Genomic DNA, 18,641 nt, shown 5'->3' on the forward strand with positions numbered 1-18,641 from the left:
AAGTTCAAAGCCGAAGAACTTAATCTCCGGCTTTGAACATAATTATTAACTATTTAATATATCTAAAGTCCTGACCCGGCTTACATTGCAGCAATACCTCATAGATCAGGTTGATAACATTTTCAACATCATTTTTATGAACCGTCTCCACTGTTGTGTGCATGTATTTCAATGGAAGAGATATCAATGCAGACGCAACACCTTCTGCTGAGTACGCAAAAGAATCTGTATCCGTACCTGTTGAACGTGAAACTGCCTGGCGCTGAAATTTTATCTTCTTCTTTTCGGCTGTTTGAATAATCATTTTCAGAACATTATTTTGAACCGCTGGACCATAACATAGCACAGGACCCAATCCGCATTTCATATTACCACTCTCCTTCTTATTGTACATTGGAGACTGTGTATCATGAGTAACGTCTGTACAAATGGCAAGATCTGGTTTGATCCGGCGGGAGATCATTTCCGCACCACGCAATCCAATTTCTTCCTGAACAGCATTCACCACATATAATCCAAAAGGCAATTTCTTTTTATTCTCTTTTAGTCGACGGGCAACTTCCGCAATCATAAATCCGCCCATGCGATTGTCTAATGCACGACCAACGAGATAGTTTTTATTAAGTTCAATGAGCTCATCCTGAAACGTTGCAACACAGCCTACATGAACCCCCATATCCTCAACTTCCTTCTTTGATTCCGCACCGATGTCAATGAAAATGTTTTTAAGGTTTGGCGTTTCTTCTTTACCTGCATCACGAACGTGAATAGCAGGCCATCCGAAGATTCCTTTTACAATTCCTTTATCTGTATAAATATTGACACGCATAGACGGCGCAATTTGATGGTCAGATCCTCCATTGCGTCGGACATAGATATATCCCTCTTCTGTGATATAGTTAACAAACCATGAAATTTCATCCGCGTGAGCTTCGATAACAACTTTATACTCCGCTTTTGGATTGATCACACCAACAGCAGTGCCATAAACATCAATGATGCGATCATCAATGTAGGGCTTCATATAGTCAAGCCAGATTTGCTGACCCGTTGATTCAAAGCCAGTTGGGGATGAGTTATTTAAATACTTAAAAAGGAAATCTCTGCTTTTTTTGTCCATGGTCGTTTGAATTGAAGCTAAATTTAAGGCAAGAAAGTCAAAATTTCTTAAAGCTTAACTTTTGCGGAAACTGAATAATTCAAGGGGGGTTCCTTTGCTTGATTACTCACCTAACATAGCTTCGTTCCTGGAGATTCTGAACCAATTGATAACCAGCAATCAACCGCTGAAATTATTTATGAAAGTTAAACTGATCCAAATGATATGTTCTCGCCTTAACATCGAGATATGTTTTTGAAAATTCGGCTTTCGCACCTTTCTTTTTGCTGACCCACCGAAACCAATGATACAATTGATCATAGTTATAGTCATGCACTTCATAAATAATCATTCTCATTACCTCGGGATCTTTCTCACCGCGTGGTATTCCTGAAAGATGATCTTTCAAGAGCTCAAGATCAGCTGGCTTTCCATAAAAAAGATACTGTCGTGTATGTTCAGTAAACGCACTTTTAGAATCATTTACTTGAATAATAGACACTGAGCCGTTCTTTAATATTTGATTCTTGTGATACAATCTCCAGTTAGTGCGTACAGTATCAATGCGGAGGTATTTTCCGTAATCACTCCCAGCGCGTATTACGTACGGATTACGGTCACCAAGCTTATCCGTCCAAAATAGAATCAATGAATCTCCGGAAGATTTCAACCAGGGATCAACAGTGAGTCCCATCATTTCAATATTGTCATCAATCGCTGGCTTGAGCAATGGGCCTTTTGGTTTCTCACCCAGAATATTCAGTCCATTGCTTTTTCGGTAAACAAATTTCACCACCTTATCTACATTGATGGTTTTCTCAAGCATAAAAGCATAACCTTCATGCGTTAATATTCCTGCATGTTCATTCTTTCGAATTGTAAGTTTTTTGGATCTGGAGAAAACTTCAGTGCCTGGAACGACAGCTTTTCCGTCAAGCTTAACTCCCTCCGTAGCACATACTATTTTAAATAGCAATGAATCCTGTCCATGCAGAAAAAATGGACTTAGAAAAATAATAAAAATGAAGAGTGTGGCTTTCAAACTAATTTTGAACCACACAATACCATAATCGTGCCCACCGCTATAGCGGAATATTTCCGTGTTTTTTCTTTGGCAGCACCGCCACTTTATTTTCAAGCATCTGAAATGCGCGAATCAGTTTCTCACGGGTCTGATCAGGATAAATCACCTCATCTACATAACCCCGATGTGCAGCCTTATAAGGATTGGCAAATTTTTTCGTGTACTCCTCGACTTTCTCAGCAAGCTTGGATTCAGGATTGGCAGCTTCTGAAATTTCCTTCTTGAAAATAATCTCCGCCGCACCCTTTGCACCCATAACAGCAATCTCCGCCGTAGGCCACGCATAATTCATATCCGCTCCAATGTGCTTGGAGTTCATCACATCGTATGCACCACCATAGGCCTTGCGCGTAATCACAGTAACCCGCGGCACCGTTGCTTCTGAAAATGCATATAAGAGCTTGGCTCCATTCACAATGATTCCATTCCATTCCTGATCCGTTCCCGGAAGGAAACCCGGAACATCCTCGAGCACCAGCAATGGAATATTAAAGCTGTCGCAGAAACGCACAAACCTTGCGCCTTTTACACTTGAGTTAATGTCAAGTACCCCTGCAAGAGATGCCGGTTGATTGCCAACAATACCAATACTTCTTCCTGCAAGCCTGGCAAAACCAACAACAATATTCTCTGCAAAATTTTTGTGAACTTCAAAGAAACTATTTTCATCCACCACACCGTTAATCACTTCACGCATATCATACGGCTGATTTGGGTTGGCAGGAATCAGATCATTCAAAACTGATCTCTTCTCATTCGCCATCGTATAAGGAATTTTAAGAGCAGTTTCCTCACAATTCTGCGGGATGTAGCTGAATAGTTTCTTCAACTGGGCAATACACTCCGCCTCATTCACACATGAAAAATGTGTAACACCGCTCTTTGAACTATGTGCCGACGCTCCCCCCAATTCTTCCGCTGTAACAGTTTCATGTGTAACAGTTTTTACAACATTAGGGCCTGTAACGAACATGAATGAAGTATTCTCCACCATGAAAATGAAATCTGTAATTGCTGGAGAGTAAACAGCACCGCCTGCGCAAGGTCCCATGATCGCTGACAACTGCGGCACCACACCAGAAGCCATTACATTTCTGTAAAAGATATCTGCGTAACCCCCCAGAGAAACGACTCCCTCCTGAATTCTCGCACCACCCGAATCATTAAGTCCAATAACAGGTGCGCCATTCTTCATGGCCAGTTCCATAACTTTTACAATCTTCTCTGCATGTGTTTCAGAAAGTGAGCCACCAAACACAGTAAAGTCCTGAGAGAAAACATAGACAAGTCGTCCGTCAATTGTACCATATCCTGTCACAACACCGTCCCCCAGATAATATTCCTTGTCAAGACCAAAGTCCTTGCTCCGGTGCATAACGAATTTGCCCATTTCTTCAAAGGAGCCTTCGTCAAGTAATAAATGAATTCGCTCACGCGCTGTTAATTTTCCCTTTGCATGCTGCTGCTCAATCCTTTTCTCCCCACCACCTGTTAATGCTTCAGCATTTTTGCGATCAAGCTCAGCAAATTTTCCTTTTTCCGGCACTTTCGATTGACTCATTGTTGATACAGTTGAAACTCAAATATATTATTGTTTGAAGCGATATACTAACTTGTCTGTTGTTCTCAAAATGGACATAGAAAATATTGGAAAGCTGAAAATGGAGCAAAAAATCGCCGTTATTGATCTTGGGACAAATACTTTTCATCTCCTGATTACGGGACTTCAGGATGGAGATTGGAGAATAATTCATAGCGAAAAACAAGCTGTAAAAATCGGCGTAGGAGGCATCAATCAGAATATCATTCCGAATGATGGAATGGAGCGGGCAATACAATGTCTTAAAAATTATAAAATCAAACTTGATGAATACCAGGTCGCGCTTGTTCTTGCACTCGGAACAAGCGCTCTTCGAAATGCAAAGAATAGCAAAGAAGTTATAAATAAGATCTATGAAGCAACAGGAATCACGGTTCACCTGATCTCAGGTGAGCAGGAAGCAGAGTACATCTATTATGGGGTTAGATCTGCGGTGACATTAGGAGATAAAACATCAATGATCGTAGACATTGGTGGCGGAAGTGTTGAATTCATTATTGGCGATGGAAAAGATATATTCTGGAAGCAAAGCTTTGAAATAGGCGCACAACGCCTGCTTGAAATGTATCACAAACACGACCCGATTTTAGAAAGTGAATTAGTCCAGTTGAATGAGTACTTTGAAAAATCTCTAGGGTCATTGCAAGATGCCGTTGAAAAATACACACCAACAGTTCTTGCTGGCTCTTCTGGAACATTTGATACACTCAGTGAAATCTATTGCATGGAAAATAATATTCCCATATCAAAGAATGATGCTGAAACACCTTTGACAATTGAAGCATTTCATAAAATATATAAGCAGTTAGTTTCCAAAAACAGGGCTCAACGTATGCAAGTTCCGGGAATGATAGAGATGCGGGTTGATATGATTGTAGTAGGAAGTTGCCTGGTGGATTACCTGATCAAAAAGTTTAATCTCACCAGCATCAGGGTGTCCTCCTATTCCTTGAAAGAAGGAGCCATGGCGATAGAAATACTGAGGCTTAAAGCCCAGCAACAACAATTATCTTAATCGAGAACCAATACTCCTAGAACCAGGCTGTTAAACTACCCACTAGCAAAGTAGATCCATTACTAGGAAATTGATTCTCATCAATGTAGACCTTGTCTTCTGAGAAGAATCTTCTTGCTTCGAAGCGAAGCATCGCTAGTCGATGCAATTTCAGATTGAGACATGCACCAAAACTGGATGCCTTAAAGCCGGCGATGCCGGTGATCGATGATTCATAGATTCCTCCGTTGTCTTCAAATCGCTCTATCCTCGCTGAAAGTGAGATCGTTTCGGTAAAGGCATAGCTTCCAATAAAATTAGCCTGCCACCATGAAGCTGTCGGTGCTCCGTTCTTTTCCTGATATCCAAAATAAACACATGAAGTAGCGGAAAACTTACCTCCGGAATTATAGATCCAATAAAAATCATTAAAATATCTTGTTCTGAAATTGGGATGAACGGCTGAACGCTCATCACCAACGTACGTGTTCCAATTGACGAGCATCTGTCTATTCGGTCTGTATTCCAATTGTGTCCCAAATGATTTTCCAGTGTTATTGTCCTGAATAACCTGCCAACCATTCATAACATAGAGATACGCATTAAACTTTGACGAAAGCGGTATTGATACTTTTGCTCCCGTTATGTAATACGGAACATTCTCTGGAGCAAGGGACCGAGTATACATTAAGTGATCCTTAGAAATTGCGCTCTCATTTGTATAAGGAGATCCCAGCACCCCCACATCAAGCCAGATTTTTCTGTTCTCGAAAATCAGTACGCCAACATTGGCTTCCACCATATTTTTAAGGGAGCCTGGTTCACTTTTATAGTTTGCATCCATGTACGTGCCAAAACCAGGAACAAATCTCGCACGCATGTATTTAGAACGATAGCGAATGTCTACATAGGCAAGATTGATGGTAAATTCATTGTGCCTGGCTGACGACACAAAATATGGATTAACTCCATCAGAAGGTTTGTTAAAGTTGTATCCATAATAAGAGTCAACGTATCCTCCGATTCCCACACGGCCAATAACAGTTGTTTCAACGGTATCCATCGTAGCCGTGTTAATGACCTGACTATAACTCAATACAGGGAGCATTAGCAACAGAATAAAGAGAAGTCTACAGATGATCATTCATAAAAATAGAAAAATACAAGTAGGAAAGGGAATAGCGTAATTCTCAGTTCCCGTCTTATTTTTACCAAATGAAAGCTCAGATTTTTACGCACGACCGACTCTGGCAGTTTGCCAATAACATATTTATTAAGATTGGATGTTCACCAGCCGAAGCAAAACAAGCAACTGATGTTTTACTTCGGGCCGATTTGCGGGGAATTGATTCACATGGACTTGCCAGACTTAGCGGGTATATCCGTCTTTGGGAAGCCAAAAGGATTAACAGCAAACCAAACCTTCGCATCGTTCATGAATCGCCCAGCACCGCTGTGGTTGATGGCGATCAGGGTCTAGGTTTGGTAGTAGCTCCATTTGCTATGAATGTCGCAATTGCAAAAGCCCGAACATGCGGCACGGGTTGGGTAGCAGTAAAAAATTCAAATCACTTTGGCATCGCTGGCCAACATGCAATGATGGCACTTGAACACGACATGATCGGAATAGCGATGACCAATGCAAGCCCATTAGTGGCACCGACATTTTCTGTTGAAAGATTACTTGGAACAAATCCTATTTGTGTTGCTATACCTGCAGGTGAGCAACCTCCCTTTGTGGCGGACTTTGCAACTACTACTGCTGCTAATGGTAAGCTTGAGATATTACAGCGCAAAGATCAGCAAGCACCTGTTGGTTGGATTCAAAAAAAAGACGGATCGCCCAGCACGAATCCACATGAATTAAAAGATGGCGGAGCTCTCATTCCTCTGGGAAGTGACCGTGAGCATGGAAGTCATAAAGGATTTTGTCTTGGAGCATGGGTGGATATTTTTTCTGCTGTTTTGCCTGGCGCTAACTACGGACCGTGGGTTCCCCCTTTTGTAAGCTTTCTTGCTCCTCCATCTGATCCGGTAGGAGATGGCATTGGACATTTCTTTGGGGCTATGAGAGTTGATGCATTTCGTCCAACATCTGATTTCAAGCATCACATGGACAACTGGATCACTCGCTTTAGAGCTGCTAAAACAATTTCAGGTGAGTCTCATCTGGTGATTCCCGGTGATCCGGAACGTGAGTTTGAGATTCAAAGAAGAAAAGAAGGAATACCCCTTGATCCAAAGGTTGCAGACGATCTAAAACAACTTGGAGAGAAATTCCATGTTGAGTTCTGAGCTCTAAAAAGAGAAGAACACACGAAATACCCAGGGAGAGTTAAATACACGTTCAGAATCATTGTATAATACATCATACAACGCCATCGCATTGATTGAACCGCGTGATCCAATTGGCTGTGAGTATCCTACCCCATTAAGCCATCTATTGTAAATTCTTCTACTGGCACCCTGATCATAGCTAGGAGTATTAAGAACCATAAACTCACTGTATAAAAATACAGGTCCAAAATTATACCTCGCAAAAGGACTGAAGCCATACTGAGAGATGGAAAGATTCACATCCGGATAACTATAGTATTGATAGGTAATTGTTGTTCCTACTGAAAACTGGTTATTAACCATGTATCCTATCATTGGATAAAGTCCGACATAGGTATATTTTCCATTATATGAACTCGTTCCTGTGCTGAATCCCAGGCCACCACCAAAATAAACACGATCCATAAACTTAGGATTGCTATCCTCGTCAATTTCTCTTTGGGCAAAAGAGCTCAATGTGGTCAGCAATAAAAAACTGCAAATCAGGAGAGGTTTCATTTTTCAATCTTTTTCTTGAATGATAAAAATATCTTCAGTCTGTTTTTTCATCAGGTATTTCTCTCGAGCAAATTTTTCAAGCAATTCAGTGGTGCCCATCAACTCGTTACGGTCTTTTTCCACTGCTTGAATTTTTTCCATATAGTATTCACGCTCATTCTCAAGTGAATTAAGTTTTGCTGTCAGTCTAAAACGATTGATCAGATCATTTGAATCCAAAAAAGTCATCCAGACCAAAAAAGAAACACCAGTTACGAAATAAAAATTTCTAAAGGTGGGCGGAATTTGCTTTAACATAAGTTTAAAAAATGGTTATACGAAGATAGAGGATTTTTGTTATTCCAGACTACAAAATGAACCCTGAGGGCCAAAATGAGCTATTTTCCATTTGTTATTCCTTTAACTTTCCAATTCTGTCACCCAAAATTCATTAGAACTATGAAGAATAATGAAGATCTAAATAAAATAGCATTGACATGGTTTGCGGCTTTCAATAATCACAATCTCGAGATGCTCCTCTCATTATACCATGACGAAGCCGAACATTACAGTCCAAAGCTCAAGGTTCGGGAACCAAATACCAATGGACTTATCAAAGGCAAAGATCATTTGAGAAAATGGTGGCAGGATTCTTTTGACAGGCTCCCCTCGTTACGTTACCACATCATTAGGCTTACTCCATTTGAGGATAGAGTTTTTATGGAATACATGCGCCACGTTGAAAATGAAGCCGAGCTACGAGTGGGTGAATTCATTGAAGTAAAAAATGGATTAATTGTTTCATCCAGGGTTTATCACAGCTAGAAAAATTATTACTTTTTCTTAAACACCAATAGCTCGGATTTCTTTGCAACAATCCTTTCAAAGAACTCACGTAAGGCAGGATATTCATTCGCATTGAAAATGATCTTATTTATTTTCATTGTACATGTTAAGTAAACTGAGTTTCCAACAATTGATGCCTGAGTATAGAAGGTAGCATGCTTATTTGGCAATGCTATCACCATACTTTTTGGGAGTTCATCGATCTTATAGCCCTCTGGTATTTCAATAGAGGTTACAACCGTTCTTGCCATTCTGGAGCCCATGTCCAAGGGATAAATACGGGTCTCTGACTTAAAGGGATTACTTTCTTCCTGAAGCACGAGATAAGGATTTAAATAGATAAAATCATCTGTCTTTTGGACATGATCCTGGATGATCAACTCATACTTGAGAATAAGATCTTTTGAACTGTCCAAATGATTTAGTAATTCTTGCTTAACGACAGTCCAGTTCTTTTGATAAAATTGGTCTTTTAAGAATTCCTCTTCGCTGAATTTTTTAAGACTTTTTCTGGCCTGGAGTGCTTCATAGCCTGATTTCCTTATTTCAATCACACCATTAATTTCTCCATCCTCTTTCAATCTAAATTTAACATCTGCGAAAATTTTGGTGTCCATTTTTACACTGTCGCGAATCAATCCGTATTTAAGAAGATCGTCTTTAGAATAATGCTCTGTAATACCACGACTGAATCTATCCGGTCTGAATTCAATAGATGATTTATAATAGCGTTCTGATGGCATAGAAGGTTCTGATACGAATGCCGGAACATCAGTTAATACGTATTTTCTAGTCCTTTTATTTTTACTCTCAATAAGATCGATTTTATACTCTCCGTTGATTAAAACAAACACACCGGAATTTGTTGCCCAAAAATTAACTTCATACTCACTCCATATAACTGGGATTGAATGTTGAAAACTCCATTTAGGAACCTCAAAAGATGTGGTTTTTAATGTATAACTATATTCAAAGATTGATCCTTCTTTTACATTCGGAATTGCAAGAGCTGAGAACTTAACATTTTTTGTATAGTCATCTTTTAAAAGATCACCCTTATCAACTTCAGTTTCAATGATCTGACCATTCTCCAAATTATAAACAACACACTCAAAATCAGCAAGACGTACACCCGGAAGTATGAAAGACAAATTAGCCCACTTATTCAATGCGCTTTTATTATAAATTTTAATTCTTCTCTTATGAATGAACTTTGTGCCATAACTTTCCGGCATGCATTTGCCATAGTCGAAAAGGATAACAGCGGCTATCGAAGTATCTGAGGGATTTAATTTACTGGCCCACCATTCTTTGTCTGGCTCACCAAATTCACCAGGTCTTGGCCTCATTTGAGAGTAGGCACTCAAAAAGGTGATCAGAAAAAAAACAAGAAAACATGGGGCGAATTTCATGGTAGGTTACCGATGAGCACTACAATATAAGCAGGTTTTTAAAAAGGAAGCACAAAAAAAGCGCCCGAGATCAGGCGCTTTTTAATATAAAGAGATTATCTATTAAAGATTTCTTCCAGGGAAATATGCCACTTCTCCCAGCTCTTCTTCAATACGAATTAATTGATTGTACTTAGCCATTCGGTCAGAACGTGATGCCGAACCTGTCTTGATCTGTCCGGTGTTCAACGCAACCGCGAGGTCCGCAATTGTATTATCTTCTGTTTCGCCAGAGCGATGTGACATAATACTCTTGTAAGAATTCCTCTTGGCAAGATTTACAGCATCAATTGTTTCTGTCAATGATCCGATTTGATTCACCTTAACAAGGATTGCATTCGCAACTCCTTTATCAATTCCATCTTGCAGGCGATTAACATTCGTTACAAATAAATCATCACCCACTAATTGCACTTTCTTACCGATGCTATCAGTCAATGCCTTCCATCCTGCCCAGTCATCTTCCGCCATTCCATCTTCCAATGAAATGATCGGATATTTTTTTGCCCAGGTAGTCCAGTAAGCAGCCATTTCAAGTGGTTTCAATTTTTTGCCATTGGATTTCTTGAAATGATACGTTTTTGACTTGCTGTCGAAGAATTCAGAAGCAGCAGGATCGAGTGCTATGAAAACATCAGAGCCAGGTTTGTAACCTGCTTTTTCGATTGCCTTCAACACGATCTCGATTGCTTCCTCGTTGGATTTGATGTTAGGAGCAAAACCTCCTTCATCTCCTACGTTCGTAGAAAGACCTTTATCATGAAGAACACCCTTCAGGGTGTGAAATATTTCCGCTCCCATTCTAAGTGCTTCTGAAAAGGTATCAGCACCAACAGGCATTACCATAAATTCCTGAAAATCGATTGAGTTGTCAGCGTGACTTCCGCCATTCAGAATGTTCATCATTGGAACAGGAAGTGTATTGGCATTCACTCCACCGATATAACGATATAATGGCTGCCCCGCTTCCATTGCTGCAGCTTTCGCTACTGCCAACGAAACTCCTAAAATAGCATTTGCACCAAGCTTTCCTTTATTCGTGGTGCCATCCAATTCGATCATGATCTTGTCGATCAATGTTTGATCGAAAACAGGAAAACCTACGATCTCTGAAGCTATCTTATTATTGACATTATCGACTGCTTTCAGAACACCCTTACCCATGTATTTCTTCTTATCTCCGTCACGAAGCTCAACTGCTTCATGCGTACCGGTAGATGCTCCGGATGGGACCGCTGCCCTTCCAAAGGCGCCGGACTCAGTAAATACATCTACTTCAATAGTTGGATTGCCCCGGCTGTCTAATATTTGACGGGCGTGAATGCTTTCAATGTAGCTCATGGGAAAGTGTTTTTTAATTTATGATGTAACTATCTATTACTTTGATTTTTCTTGTTTGATCATATCCACAAATTGATCGAACAAATAAGCGGAGTCGTGTGGACCTGGTGATGCTTCTGGATGGTACTGCACTGAAAATGCATTCCTATTCTTCAGGCGTATTCCCATTATCGTCTGATCATTAAGATGAATATGTGTCACCTCAACATTCGGATTCTTATCAACATCTTCTGCCTTTACTGCAAAGCCATGATTTTGTGATGTCATTTCGCCGAGACCAGTGATGAGATTTTTAACAGGGTGATTCAATCCACGATGACCGTGATGCATTTTATATGTAGATAACCCTGAGGCGAGTGCCAGCAATTGATTGCCAAGGCAAATCCCGAAAAGAGGCTTGTTTGCCTCAAGCATATCCTGAACAGTTTTGATCGCATACTTCATAGGAGCCGGATCTCCAGGACCATTGGAAATAAAATATCCATCTGGTTTCCACTTCTCCATTTCCGCAAAGGTTGTCTTGGCAGGGAATACCTTAACGAAACATCCACGCTTAACCAAGTTTCTAAGGATGTTCTTTTTTATACCTACATCGAGTGCAGCTACTTTAAATTCTGCCTTCTCATCACCTACTGTATATGCTTCCTTGGTGCTCACTACAGATGCCAACTCTAGTCCATCCATATTTGGAACGGCAGCCAATTCCTTCTTCAGATCTTCTGGTTTTAATGCAGATGAAATAATTGCATTCTGCGCACCCTTGCTCCTAATGTGACGGACCAACATGCGTGTGTCAACATTGGCGATTCCAACGATACCATGCTTTTCCAGATACTTCTGAAGACTTTCATTTGAGGCTTTACGGCTATAGGAGTCGGAAAAATCATTTACCACCAATCCACTGATTGTTGGCTTCTCTGATTCCTGCTCTTCTGCTATTGTCCCGTAATTTCCAATATGAGCAGTTGTGTTTACAATGATCTGACCGTAATACGAGGGATCCGTATAGATCTCCTGATAACCGGTCATTCCGGTGTTAAAACAAATTTCACCACCCGTAGTGCCTATTTTTCCGATGGCCAATCCTTCCAGGAGGAGACCGTCTTCAAGAAGGAGATATGCTTTCTGACTCAATGCTTATAGTGTTGGTGTGACAAAAATACATTTCCAAATTTGCTTGCCCTACAGAAAATGAAAAAAGGGACTGAACAAATGCTCAATCCCTTTTTTCTATCTTTTGAAGTATTCACCTATTCTTTGTCTTTCTTAGGAGCCTTCTTCGCTTTTGCCTTTTTCTCTGTTTTGGCCTCAGCAGAAGGAGTTTCTTCAACTACTGCATCGGTTGCGTCAGCATTTTTGCCTTTGCGGCTACGACGGGTCTTAGCTTTCTTCTCTGCTCCATCCTTCTTGTAGATATCATTGAAATCTACAAGTTCCATGAGGCACATTTCAGCAGCATCACCGAGGCGGGCGTCGCCCAACTTGATGATACGGGTGTAGCCACCCGGGCGGTCTGCAGTGCGTGTTGCCACTTCACCAAACAATGCCTGAATAGACTCTTTGTTCTGTAGGTAAGAAAATACTGTTCTGCGTGAGTGCGTAGAGTCAGTTTTTGCCTTTGTGATCAAAGGTTCAACATACTTGCGAAGCACTTTAGCTTTAGCAAGAGTCGTTGTGATCCTCTTATTGATCAACAGCGACGATGCCATGTTTGAAAGGAGTGCATCACGGTGAGCTTTTTTGCGCCCAAGGTGATTATTTTTTTTACCGTGTCTCATTAGTCTTCGTCCAATTTATATTTCGCAAGGTCCATACCGAAGGTCAGGTTCTTTTCAGAAACCAACTGCTCCAATTCGGCCAACGATTTCTTTCCAAAATTTCTGAACTTCATCATATCCGAAATCTCCAACTGAACAAGGTCACCCAGTGATTTAACATCAGCAGCCTTCAAGCAATTGTAAGCACGTACAGATAGATCAAGATCATGAAGTGGAGTCTTCAACAGCTTGCGCATGTGAAGCATCTCTTCATCTACTTGTTCTACTTCACTGTCTGTTCCTGTTTCGAGCTCGATCGATTTATCAGAGAAGAGACGGAAGTGTTGAATCAAAATAAACGCTGCACCTTCCAAAGCCTTTTCAGGATGGATGGAGCCGTCTGTCTCAATTTCAACTAATAATTTTTCATAGTCAGTACGTTGTTCAACACGAGTGTTTTCAACGCTGAACTTTACATTCTTAATTGGCGTAAAGATGGCATCGATCGGAATGAATCCGAATACCTGCTCATTTGGCTTATTCTCTTCCGCTGGCAAGTAACCACGTCCTTTTTCGATTGTTAATTCAATCTCAAAATGTGATGATTCATCCAATGTACAGATGATATGATCTGGGTTCAGGATCTCAAATGCTGAAGTGAACTTTGTGATATCACCTGCTTTGAAATGCTTTTGCTTCTTGATGTTAACTGTAATCTTGTTGTCAAAATTATCAGCCAACTTACGGAAGCGAACTTGTTTCAAGTTCAAAATAATTTCTGCTACATCTTCTACAACTCCCTCAATGGTCGAAAACTCATGAAGTACGCCCGGGATTTTAATTCCGGAAATCGCGTAGCCTTCCAAAGAGGATAACAAGATTCTCCTTAGGGCATTACCGATCGTAACTCCATATCCTTTTTCCAGCGGTTTGAAGGTAAAGAAGCCGTGGAAGTCATCTGACTTCTCCATCACTACCTTCTCCGGCATTTGAAATGCTAATATTGACATAGGTACTTTTTTTTCGTTTCGAGAATTACTACTACTACTTACTTGGAGTACAATTCGACGATTAACTGCTCGTTGATGTTCTCCGGAATTTCTGTGCGAGGAGGCAGATTGATAACCTTTCCTACCATCTCAGTGCTATCCCACTCTAACCAGTTATATTTTTTCGCACCGCCAATGGAAAGACTTGTTGATATCGCTTCCAATGACTTTGATTTTTCACGCACTCCAATGGTTTCACCTGGCTTCAATGAGTAAGAAGGGATATTTACCACTTCACCATTAACAATGATGTGTCTGTGCACTACCAACTGACGAGCGGCACGACGTGTTGGAGCAATACCAAGACGATAAACCATGTTGTCCAAACGAGACTCGAGAAGTTGCAAAAGAACTTCACCAGTTACTCCCTTTTTACGGGTTGCTCTGTCAAATGTGTGAGAAAACTGACGCTCAAGAACACCATAAGTATACTTCGCCTTCTGCTTTTCAGCTAACTGAATAGCATACTCAGACTGCTTGCGCTTCTTGGTTTTTCCGTGCTGTCCAGGAGGATAGTTTTTCTTTTGAAAAGCCTTGCTCTCTCCCATGATAGGCTCGTTGAACCTTCTTGAAATTCGCGTTTTGGGACCAGTGTATCGTGCCATGATATTTTCTAAAAATCTTTATTACTCTTTTAAACTCTTCTTTTCTTCGGAGGACGGCAACCGTTGTGCGGAAGCGGTGTCAAATCCTTGATCGTCAACACTTCAATACCTGAGTTTTGAATTGCACGAATCGCAGACTCACGTCCTGAACCAGGACCTCTTACGAAAACCTCAACTTTTCTAAGACCTAATTCGAAGGCCTTAGTAGAAGCTTCCTGAGCTGCTGTTTGTGCAGCATAAGGAGTGTTCTTCTTAGATCCTTTGAATCCCATCTTTCCGGCAGACGCCCATGCTACTACCTGACCAGTTGTATTGGTCATGGATATTACGATGTTATTGAAGGTAGCCCTGATATGGACCTGACCTATCGCCTCCACCTGGACAGTGCGTTTTTTGCTCTTGTCTTTCTTTTTTTCTACCGGTTCGTTTGCCATGGAAAAAGTCTTATTCGTTCAGTTATTAAATCAATTACCCTTTAGTTGCCTTCTTCTTGTTAGCAACTGTTTTGCGTTTTCCTTTACGGGTACGCGCATTATTCTTTGTCTTCTGTCCACGCACTGGTAAACCTCTGCGGTGACGTAAGCCCCTGTAAGAACCAATGTCCATCAGACGCTTGATGCTAAGCTGAACCTCAGAGCGAAGAGCACCTTCAATTCTGAATTTCTCTGCAATGATGGCACGAACCGCATTGGATTCTTCATCATTCCATTCCTTAACTTTCTTGTCCCAGTTAACTCCAGCCTGAGTAAGAATCAGTTGCGCTCTTCTACGACCAATGCCATAGATGTACGTGAGACCTACTTCGCCTCTTTTGTTATCCGGAATATCAACGCCTGCTATACGTGCCATGTTAAATTAGTTGTTCGTTAAAAGTTATTAGTCTCCGGCTTTCCGTTTCAGTTGTTCTTCAACAACTAATAACGATCAGCCATCAACAGTTTTTATCCTTGACGCTGTTTGTAACGTGGATTCTTCTTGTTAATCACATACAATTTGCCCTTGCGACGAATGATCTTGCAATCGGCGCTGCGCTTTTTTATGGATGCTCTTACCTTCATATTACTTGTATCTAAACGTTATCCTACCTTTTGTCAAATCATATGGAGACATTTCAAGTCTCACTTTATCTCCCGGCAAAATCCGGATATAATGCATTCGCATCTTACCCGAGATATGTGCCAATACTTCATGGCCATTCTCCAACTGCACTCTGAACATCGCATTGGACAATGCCTCTTGAATGGTACCGTCCTGTTCTATCGACTTTTGTTTCGCCACTTATAACTATAATTTTTTTCTATTTCCTCGTGCGTTGTCAATATTTCCGTTCTGTCCTCATAAATCGCCACCGTATGCTCAAAGTGAGCTGAAGGTTTGCGATCTGCTGTACGAATCGTCCATCCGTCTTTCTCCTGAACCACATTCTTGGTTCCCAGGTTGATCATTGGCTCTATCGCTATGACCATTCCCGCTACGATCTTTGGTCCCTTTCCACGTTTACCGTAGTTCGGAACTTCCGGATCTTCATGAAGTTGTTTCCCTAATCCGTGCCCTACCAGCTCTCTTACAACTCCGTAACCAAAATTTTCAACAAACGACTGGATCGCATATCCAACATCGCCAATTCTGTTTCCTGCCTTTGCCTGCTCAATACCGAGGTACAACGAATCGTACGTCCGGTTTAAAAGGTCCAGCACTTCTGTGCTAACTCCTTCGAGCGGGTAGGTGTAGGCTGAATCGCTGTGGTAGCCTTTATACTTAACTCCACAATCAACCGAAACAACATCACCCTCTTTCAACTCGTATTCTCCTGGAAAACCATGCACAACTGTATCATTTACAGAAATGCAAAGTGATGCAGGGAATCCGTTATACTTTAGAAAAGAAGGAATTCCTCCTTTGTCTTTAATATACTCTTCGGCCCTTTGATCCAGAACTTTCGTCTTCACCCCTGGCTTTATCAGCCTGGCAACTTCACCGTGAGTCTGCGCTAATATTGTTGCGCTTTCTCTTATGATCTGAATCTCTTCGTCCGACTTTAGGTGAATCATCAACCTTAAGCCGCAGCAAACTGAGAACGTCCTTTTACTCTTCCGGATTTCATCATCCCTTCGTAATGTCTCATGAGCAAGTAGCTTTCAATTTGCTGAAGCGTGTCGAGCACAACTCCTACAAGGATCAAAAGCGAAGTACCACCATAAAACTGAGCGAAGTTCTGAGTGACGTTAGCACGCACAGCAAATGCTGGCATGATCGCGACCGCTGCTAAAAACAAAGCGCCTGGAAGTGTAATTTTTGATAAAATACCATCGATGAACTCAGCAGTTGGTTTACCTGGCTTAATGCCTGGGATAAATCCACCATTGCGTTTTAAATTATCAGCTATATCGTTGGAGGGAACTGTAATCGCCGTATAGAAGAACGTGAACAACAGAATCAGAATCGCAAACAACAAATTATACTGCCATGAAGTGAAGTCAGCAAAGGTGGAACCCACATAGGCACCAATGTCGCTATCTCCCCAGATACCTGCCATCAATGGCGGAATGAACATCAGCGCCTGAGCAAAGATGATTGGCATTACACCAGCAGAGTTCAATTTCAATGGAATAAAATCACGTTTACCACCATACAACTTATTGCCAACAACCTGTTTGGCATACTGTACAGGAATACGACGCGTTGCTTGTGTTAAGGCAATTACTCCTACTACTACAAAGAACAATGCAAGCAATTCAAGAATGAACAACAATGCGCCACTCATTCCTTTTGTTGTTGCTTCCAGATAAAGCGCTCCAGGGAAACGGGAAACTATACCGATCATAATCAGCATGGAAATACCGTTACCAATACCCTTATCAGTAATACGCTCACCTAACCACATACAGAACATTGTTCCCGCCACGAGGATGATGATAGAAGAAACTGTAAAGAATACTCCTGGATTGATGATCGCCTCAGGATTTACAATTGATCTTAAATAGCCATATGACTGAGCCGCAGTAATGACAATTGTCAAGACACGGGTAAACTGATTCAATTTCTTTCTACCGCTATCACCTTCCTTTTGAAGTTTGGTGAAATGCGGAACTGCTACCGTAAGCAATTGCACTACGATAGAAGCAGAGATATAAGGCATAATGCCTAATGCGAAAATTGAAACTCTGTTGAAAGAACCTCCAACCAAAGTATCCAACAAACCGAAAACACCACCACCTGCATTGCTGCTGAGTGCGCTTGGCTCGATTCCAGGTAATACAATGTAAGATCCTAATCTGAAAATGATCAGGAATCCGATAGTATTCAGAATCCGTACCCGAAGGTCCTCGATTGAGAAAATGTTCTTTATGGTTGTAAAGAATCTCTTCATTATTTCACTGTTGTGGCGCTTCCGCCGACGTTTTCAATTGCCTTTGTTGCTGTTTCAGAAAATGCATGTGCTTCCACACTCACTTTTGATTTCAGTTCTCCACGACCTAAAATTTTAACCTTGTCCTTCTTACCAACGATACCGTTGTCCATCATCAATTGTAAGTTGATAGCAGCAGCCTTGGTCTTCTGAGCAAGTTCTTCCAATGCATCAAGGTTGATGCCTTTGTAATAGATCTTGTTATTGTTTTTAAAGCCGAACTTAGGAATACGACGTTGCAATGGCATCTGACCACCTTCAAAACCAGCCTTAGTGGCATGACCTGAACGTGACTGAGCTCCTTTGTGACCACGGCCAGCAGTACTACCACCTGAACCTTGTCCTCTTCCACGGCGCTTATTGTTCTTGGTGGAACCTTCTGCCGGTTTTAATGTATTCAACTTCATTGTTATAGTTCTTTAACGCTTACCAGATGACTTACTTTTCTTACCATTCCCTGGATCTGCGGTGTATATTCTACTTCCACTGACTTATCACGCTTTCCAAGTCCAAGAGACTGAATTGTTCTCAATTGAGTTTCCGGACGTTTAATCGTGCTACGGATTTGTGTAATTCTAACTTTCGCCATGAC

The 18,641-nt window shown here is 41.2% G+C and carries 23 protein-coding genes; 3 read left to right on the plus strand and 20 right to left on the minus strand.

Annotated features, from left to right (window positions below; all coding sequences use genetic code 11):
* Positions 1-49 precede the first annotated feature (49 nt).
* From HOP08_06175 to HOP08_06185, 3 genes are all read right to left on the minus strand, one after another.
* Positions 50-1,120 carry a M42 family metallopeptidase gene (locus tag HOP08_06175; protein NOT74498.1) on the minus strand — a complete coding sequence of 357 codons (1,071 nt, stop codon included), beginning with the start codon at positions 1,118-1,120 and terminating at the stop codon, positions 50-52.
* 172 nt (positions 1,121-1,292) lie between these two features.
* A complete protein-coding gene (locus HOP08_06180) occupies positions 1,293-2,141 on the minus strand; it encodes a hypothetical protein (GenBank protein ID NOT74499.1) in 849 nt (282 codons plus the stop codon).
* A gap of 40 nt (positions 2,142-2,181) precedes the next feature.
* A complete protein-coding gene (locus HOP08_06185; protein ID NOT74500.1) occupies positions 2,182-3,744 on the minus strand; it encodes an acyl-CoA carboxylase subunit beta in 1,563 nt (520 codons plus the stop codon).
* 94 nt (positions 3,745-3,838) lie between these two features.
* Here HOP08_06185 and HOP08_06190 point away from each other — a divergent pair, with 94 nt between their 5' ends.
* Positions 3,839-4,798, plus strand: a complete 960-nt coding sequence (locus HOP08_06190; protein ID NOT74501.1) for an exopolyphosphatase — start codon at positions 3,839-3,841, stop codon at positions 4,796-4,798.
* Between the two features lie 16 nt (positions 4,799-4,814).
* Here the strand turns inward: HOP08_06190 and HOP08_06195 are convergent, their stop codons facing one another.
* The gene (locus HOP08_06195) at positions 4,815-5,921 is read right to left on the minus strand and encodes a porin (protein ID NOT74502.1); all 1,107 of its coding nucleotides are present in this window, start codon (positions 5,919-5,921) and stop codon (positions 4,815-4,817) included.
* 71 nt (positions 5,922-5,992) lie between these two features.
* Here HOP08_06195 and HOP08_06200 point away from each other — a divergent pair, with 71 nt between their 5' ends.
* Entirely contained in the window at positions 5,993-7,072 is a 1,080-nt protein-coding gene (locus HOP08_06200; GenBank protein ID NOT74503.1) for an Ldh family oxidoreductase, read from the plus strand.
* A gap of 3 nt (positions 7,073-7,075) precedes the next feature.
* Here HOP08_06200 and HOP08_06205 read toward each other — a convergent pair whose 3' ends face one another.
* Positions 7,076-7,612: a hypothetical protein gene (locus tag HOP08_06205; GenBank protein NOT74504.1), complete on the minus strand. Its 537-nt coding sequence runs from the start codon at positions 7,610-7,612 to the stop codon at positions 7,076-7,078.
* Positions 7,613-7,615: 3 nt separating this feature from the next.
* Positions 7,616-7,909, minus strand: a complete 294-nt coding sequence (locus tag HOP08_06210; protein NOT74505.1) for a septum formation initiator family protein — start codon at positions 7,907-7,909, stop codon at positions 7,616-7,618.
* A gap of 141 nt (positions 7,910-8,050) precedes the next feature.
* On the opposite strand from HOP08_06210, the gene HOP08_06215 reads away from it, so the two are divergent.
* Positions 8,051-8,416 (plus strand): nuclear transport factor 2 family protein, encoded by a 366-nt coding sequence (locus HOP08_06215; GenBank protein ID NOT74506.1) that lies wholly within the window; start codon positions 8,051-8,053, stop codon positions 8,414-8,416.
* Positions 8,417-8,424: 8 nt separating this feature from the next.
* Here the strand turns inward: HOP08_06215 and HOP08_06220 are convergent, their stop codons facing one another.
* The 14 genes from HOP08_06220 to rpmD all read right to left on the minus strand — a co-directional run bounded on the left by HOP08_06220 (position 8,425) and on the right by rpmD (position 18,638).
* Complete coding sequence (locus HOP08_06220) at positions 8,425-9,786, minus strand: hypothetical protein (protein NOT74507.1); 1,362 nt, start codon at positions 9,784-9,786, stop codon at positions 8,425-8,427.
* Positions 9,787-9,951: 165 nt separating this feature from the next.
* Positions 9,952-11,229: a phosphopyruvate hydratase gene (gene eno, locus HOP08_06225; protein ID NOT74508.1), complete on the minus strand. Its 1,278-nt coding sequence runs from the start codon at positions 11,227-11,229 to the stop codon at positions 9,952-9,954.
* Positions 11,230-11,265: 36 nt separating this feature from the next.
* The gene (gene carA / locus HOP08_06230; GenBank protein ID NOT74509.1) at positions 11,266-12,363 is read right to left on the minus strand and encodes a glutamine-hydrolyzing carbamoyl-phosphate synthase small subunit; all 1,098 of its coding nucleotides are present in this window, start codon (positions 12,361-12,363) and stop codon (positions 11,266-11,268) included.
* 116 nt (positions 12,364-12,479) lie between these two features.
* A complete protein-coding gene (gene rplQ, locus HOP08_06235) occupies positions 12,480-13,007 on the minus strand; it encodes a 50S ribosomal protein L17 (GenBank protein ID NOT74510.1) in 528 nt (175 codons plus the stop codon).
* On the minus strand, positions 13,007-13,996 hold the full coding sequence (locus HOP08_06240; GenBank protein NOT74511.1) for a DNA-directed RNA polymerase subunit alpha: 990 nt from the start codon (positions 13,994-13,996) through the stop codon (positions 13,007-13,009). The genes rplQ and HOP08_06240 overlap by 1 nt, the downstream gene beginning before the upstream one ends.
* A 38-nt stretch (positions 13,997-14,034) precedes the next feature.
* Positions 14,035-14,640 (minus strand): 30S ribosomal protein S4, encoded by a 606-nt coding sequence (gene rpsD, locus HOP08_06245; GenBank protein NOT74512.1) that lies wholly within the window; start codon positions 14,638-14,640, stop codon positions 14,035-14,037.
* Between the two features lie 29 nt (positions 14,641-14,669).
* Positions 14,670-15,074 (minus strand): 30S ribosomal protein S11, encoded by a 405-nt coding sequence (gene rpsK, locus HOP08_06250; protein ID NOT74513.1) that lies wholly within the window; start codon positions 15,072-15,074, stop codon positions 14,670-14,672.
* Positions 15,075-15,108: 34 nt separating this feature from the next.
* Positions 15,109-15,489 (minus strand): 30S ribosomal protein S13, encoded by a 381-nt coding sequence (rpsM, locus tag HOP08_06255; protein ID NOT74514.1) that lies wholly within the window; start codon positions 15,487-15,489, stop codon positions 15,109-15,111.
* A 92-nt stretch (positions 15,490-15,581) separates the two neighbouring features.
* Positions 15,582-15,698, minus strand: coding sequence for a 50S ribosomal protein L36 (gene rpmJ, locus HOP08_06260; GenBank protein NOT74515.1), 117 nt, complete (start codon positions 15,696-15,698; stop codon positions 15,582-15,584).
* Position 15,699: 1 nt separating this feature from the next.
* Complete coding sequence (infA, locus tag HOP08_06265; protein ID NOT74516.1) at positions 15,700-15,918, minus strand: translation initiation factor IF-1; 219 nt, start codon at positions 15,916-15,918, stop codon at positions 15,700-15,702.
* Positions 15,897-16,691, minus strand: coding sequence for a type I methionyl aminopeptidase (gene map / locus HOP08_06270; protein NOT74517.1), 795 nt, complete (start codon positions 16,689-16,691; stop codon positions 15,897-15,899). The genes infA and map overlap by 22 nt, the downstream gene beginning before the upstream one ends.
* A 5-nt stretch (positions 16,692-16,696) precedes the next feature.
* Complete coding sequence (secY, locus tag HOP08_06275) at positions 16,697-18,010, minus strand: preprotein translocase subunit SecY (GenBank protein ID NOT74518.1); 1,314 nt, start codon at positions 18,008-18,010, stop codon at positions 16,697-16,699.
* A complete protein-coding gene (rplO, locus tag HOP08_06280; protein ID NOT74519.1) occupies positions 18,010-18,456 on the minus strand; it encodes a 50S ribosomal protein L15 in 447 nt (148 codons plus the stop codon). The genes secY and rplO overlap by 1 nt, the downstream gene beginning before the upstream one ends.
* A 2-nt stretch (positions 18,457-18,458) precedes the next feature.
* Complete coding sequence (gene rpmD / locus HOP08_06285) at positions 18,459-18,638, minus strand: 50S ribosomal protein L30 (GenBank protein ID NOT74520.1); 180 nt, start codon at positions 18,636-18,638, stop codon at positions 18,459-18,461.
* Positions 18,639-18,641: the final 3 nt, after the last annotated feature.

It is taken from the genome of Cyclobacteriaceae bacterium (assembly GCA_013141055.1).
GTDB lineage: Bacteria > Bacteroidota > Bacteroidia > Cytophagales > Cyclobacteriaceae > ELB16-189.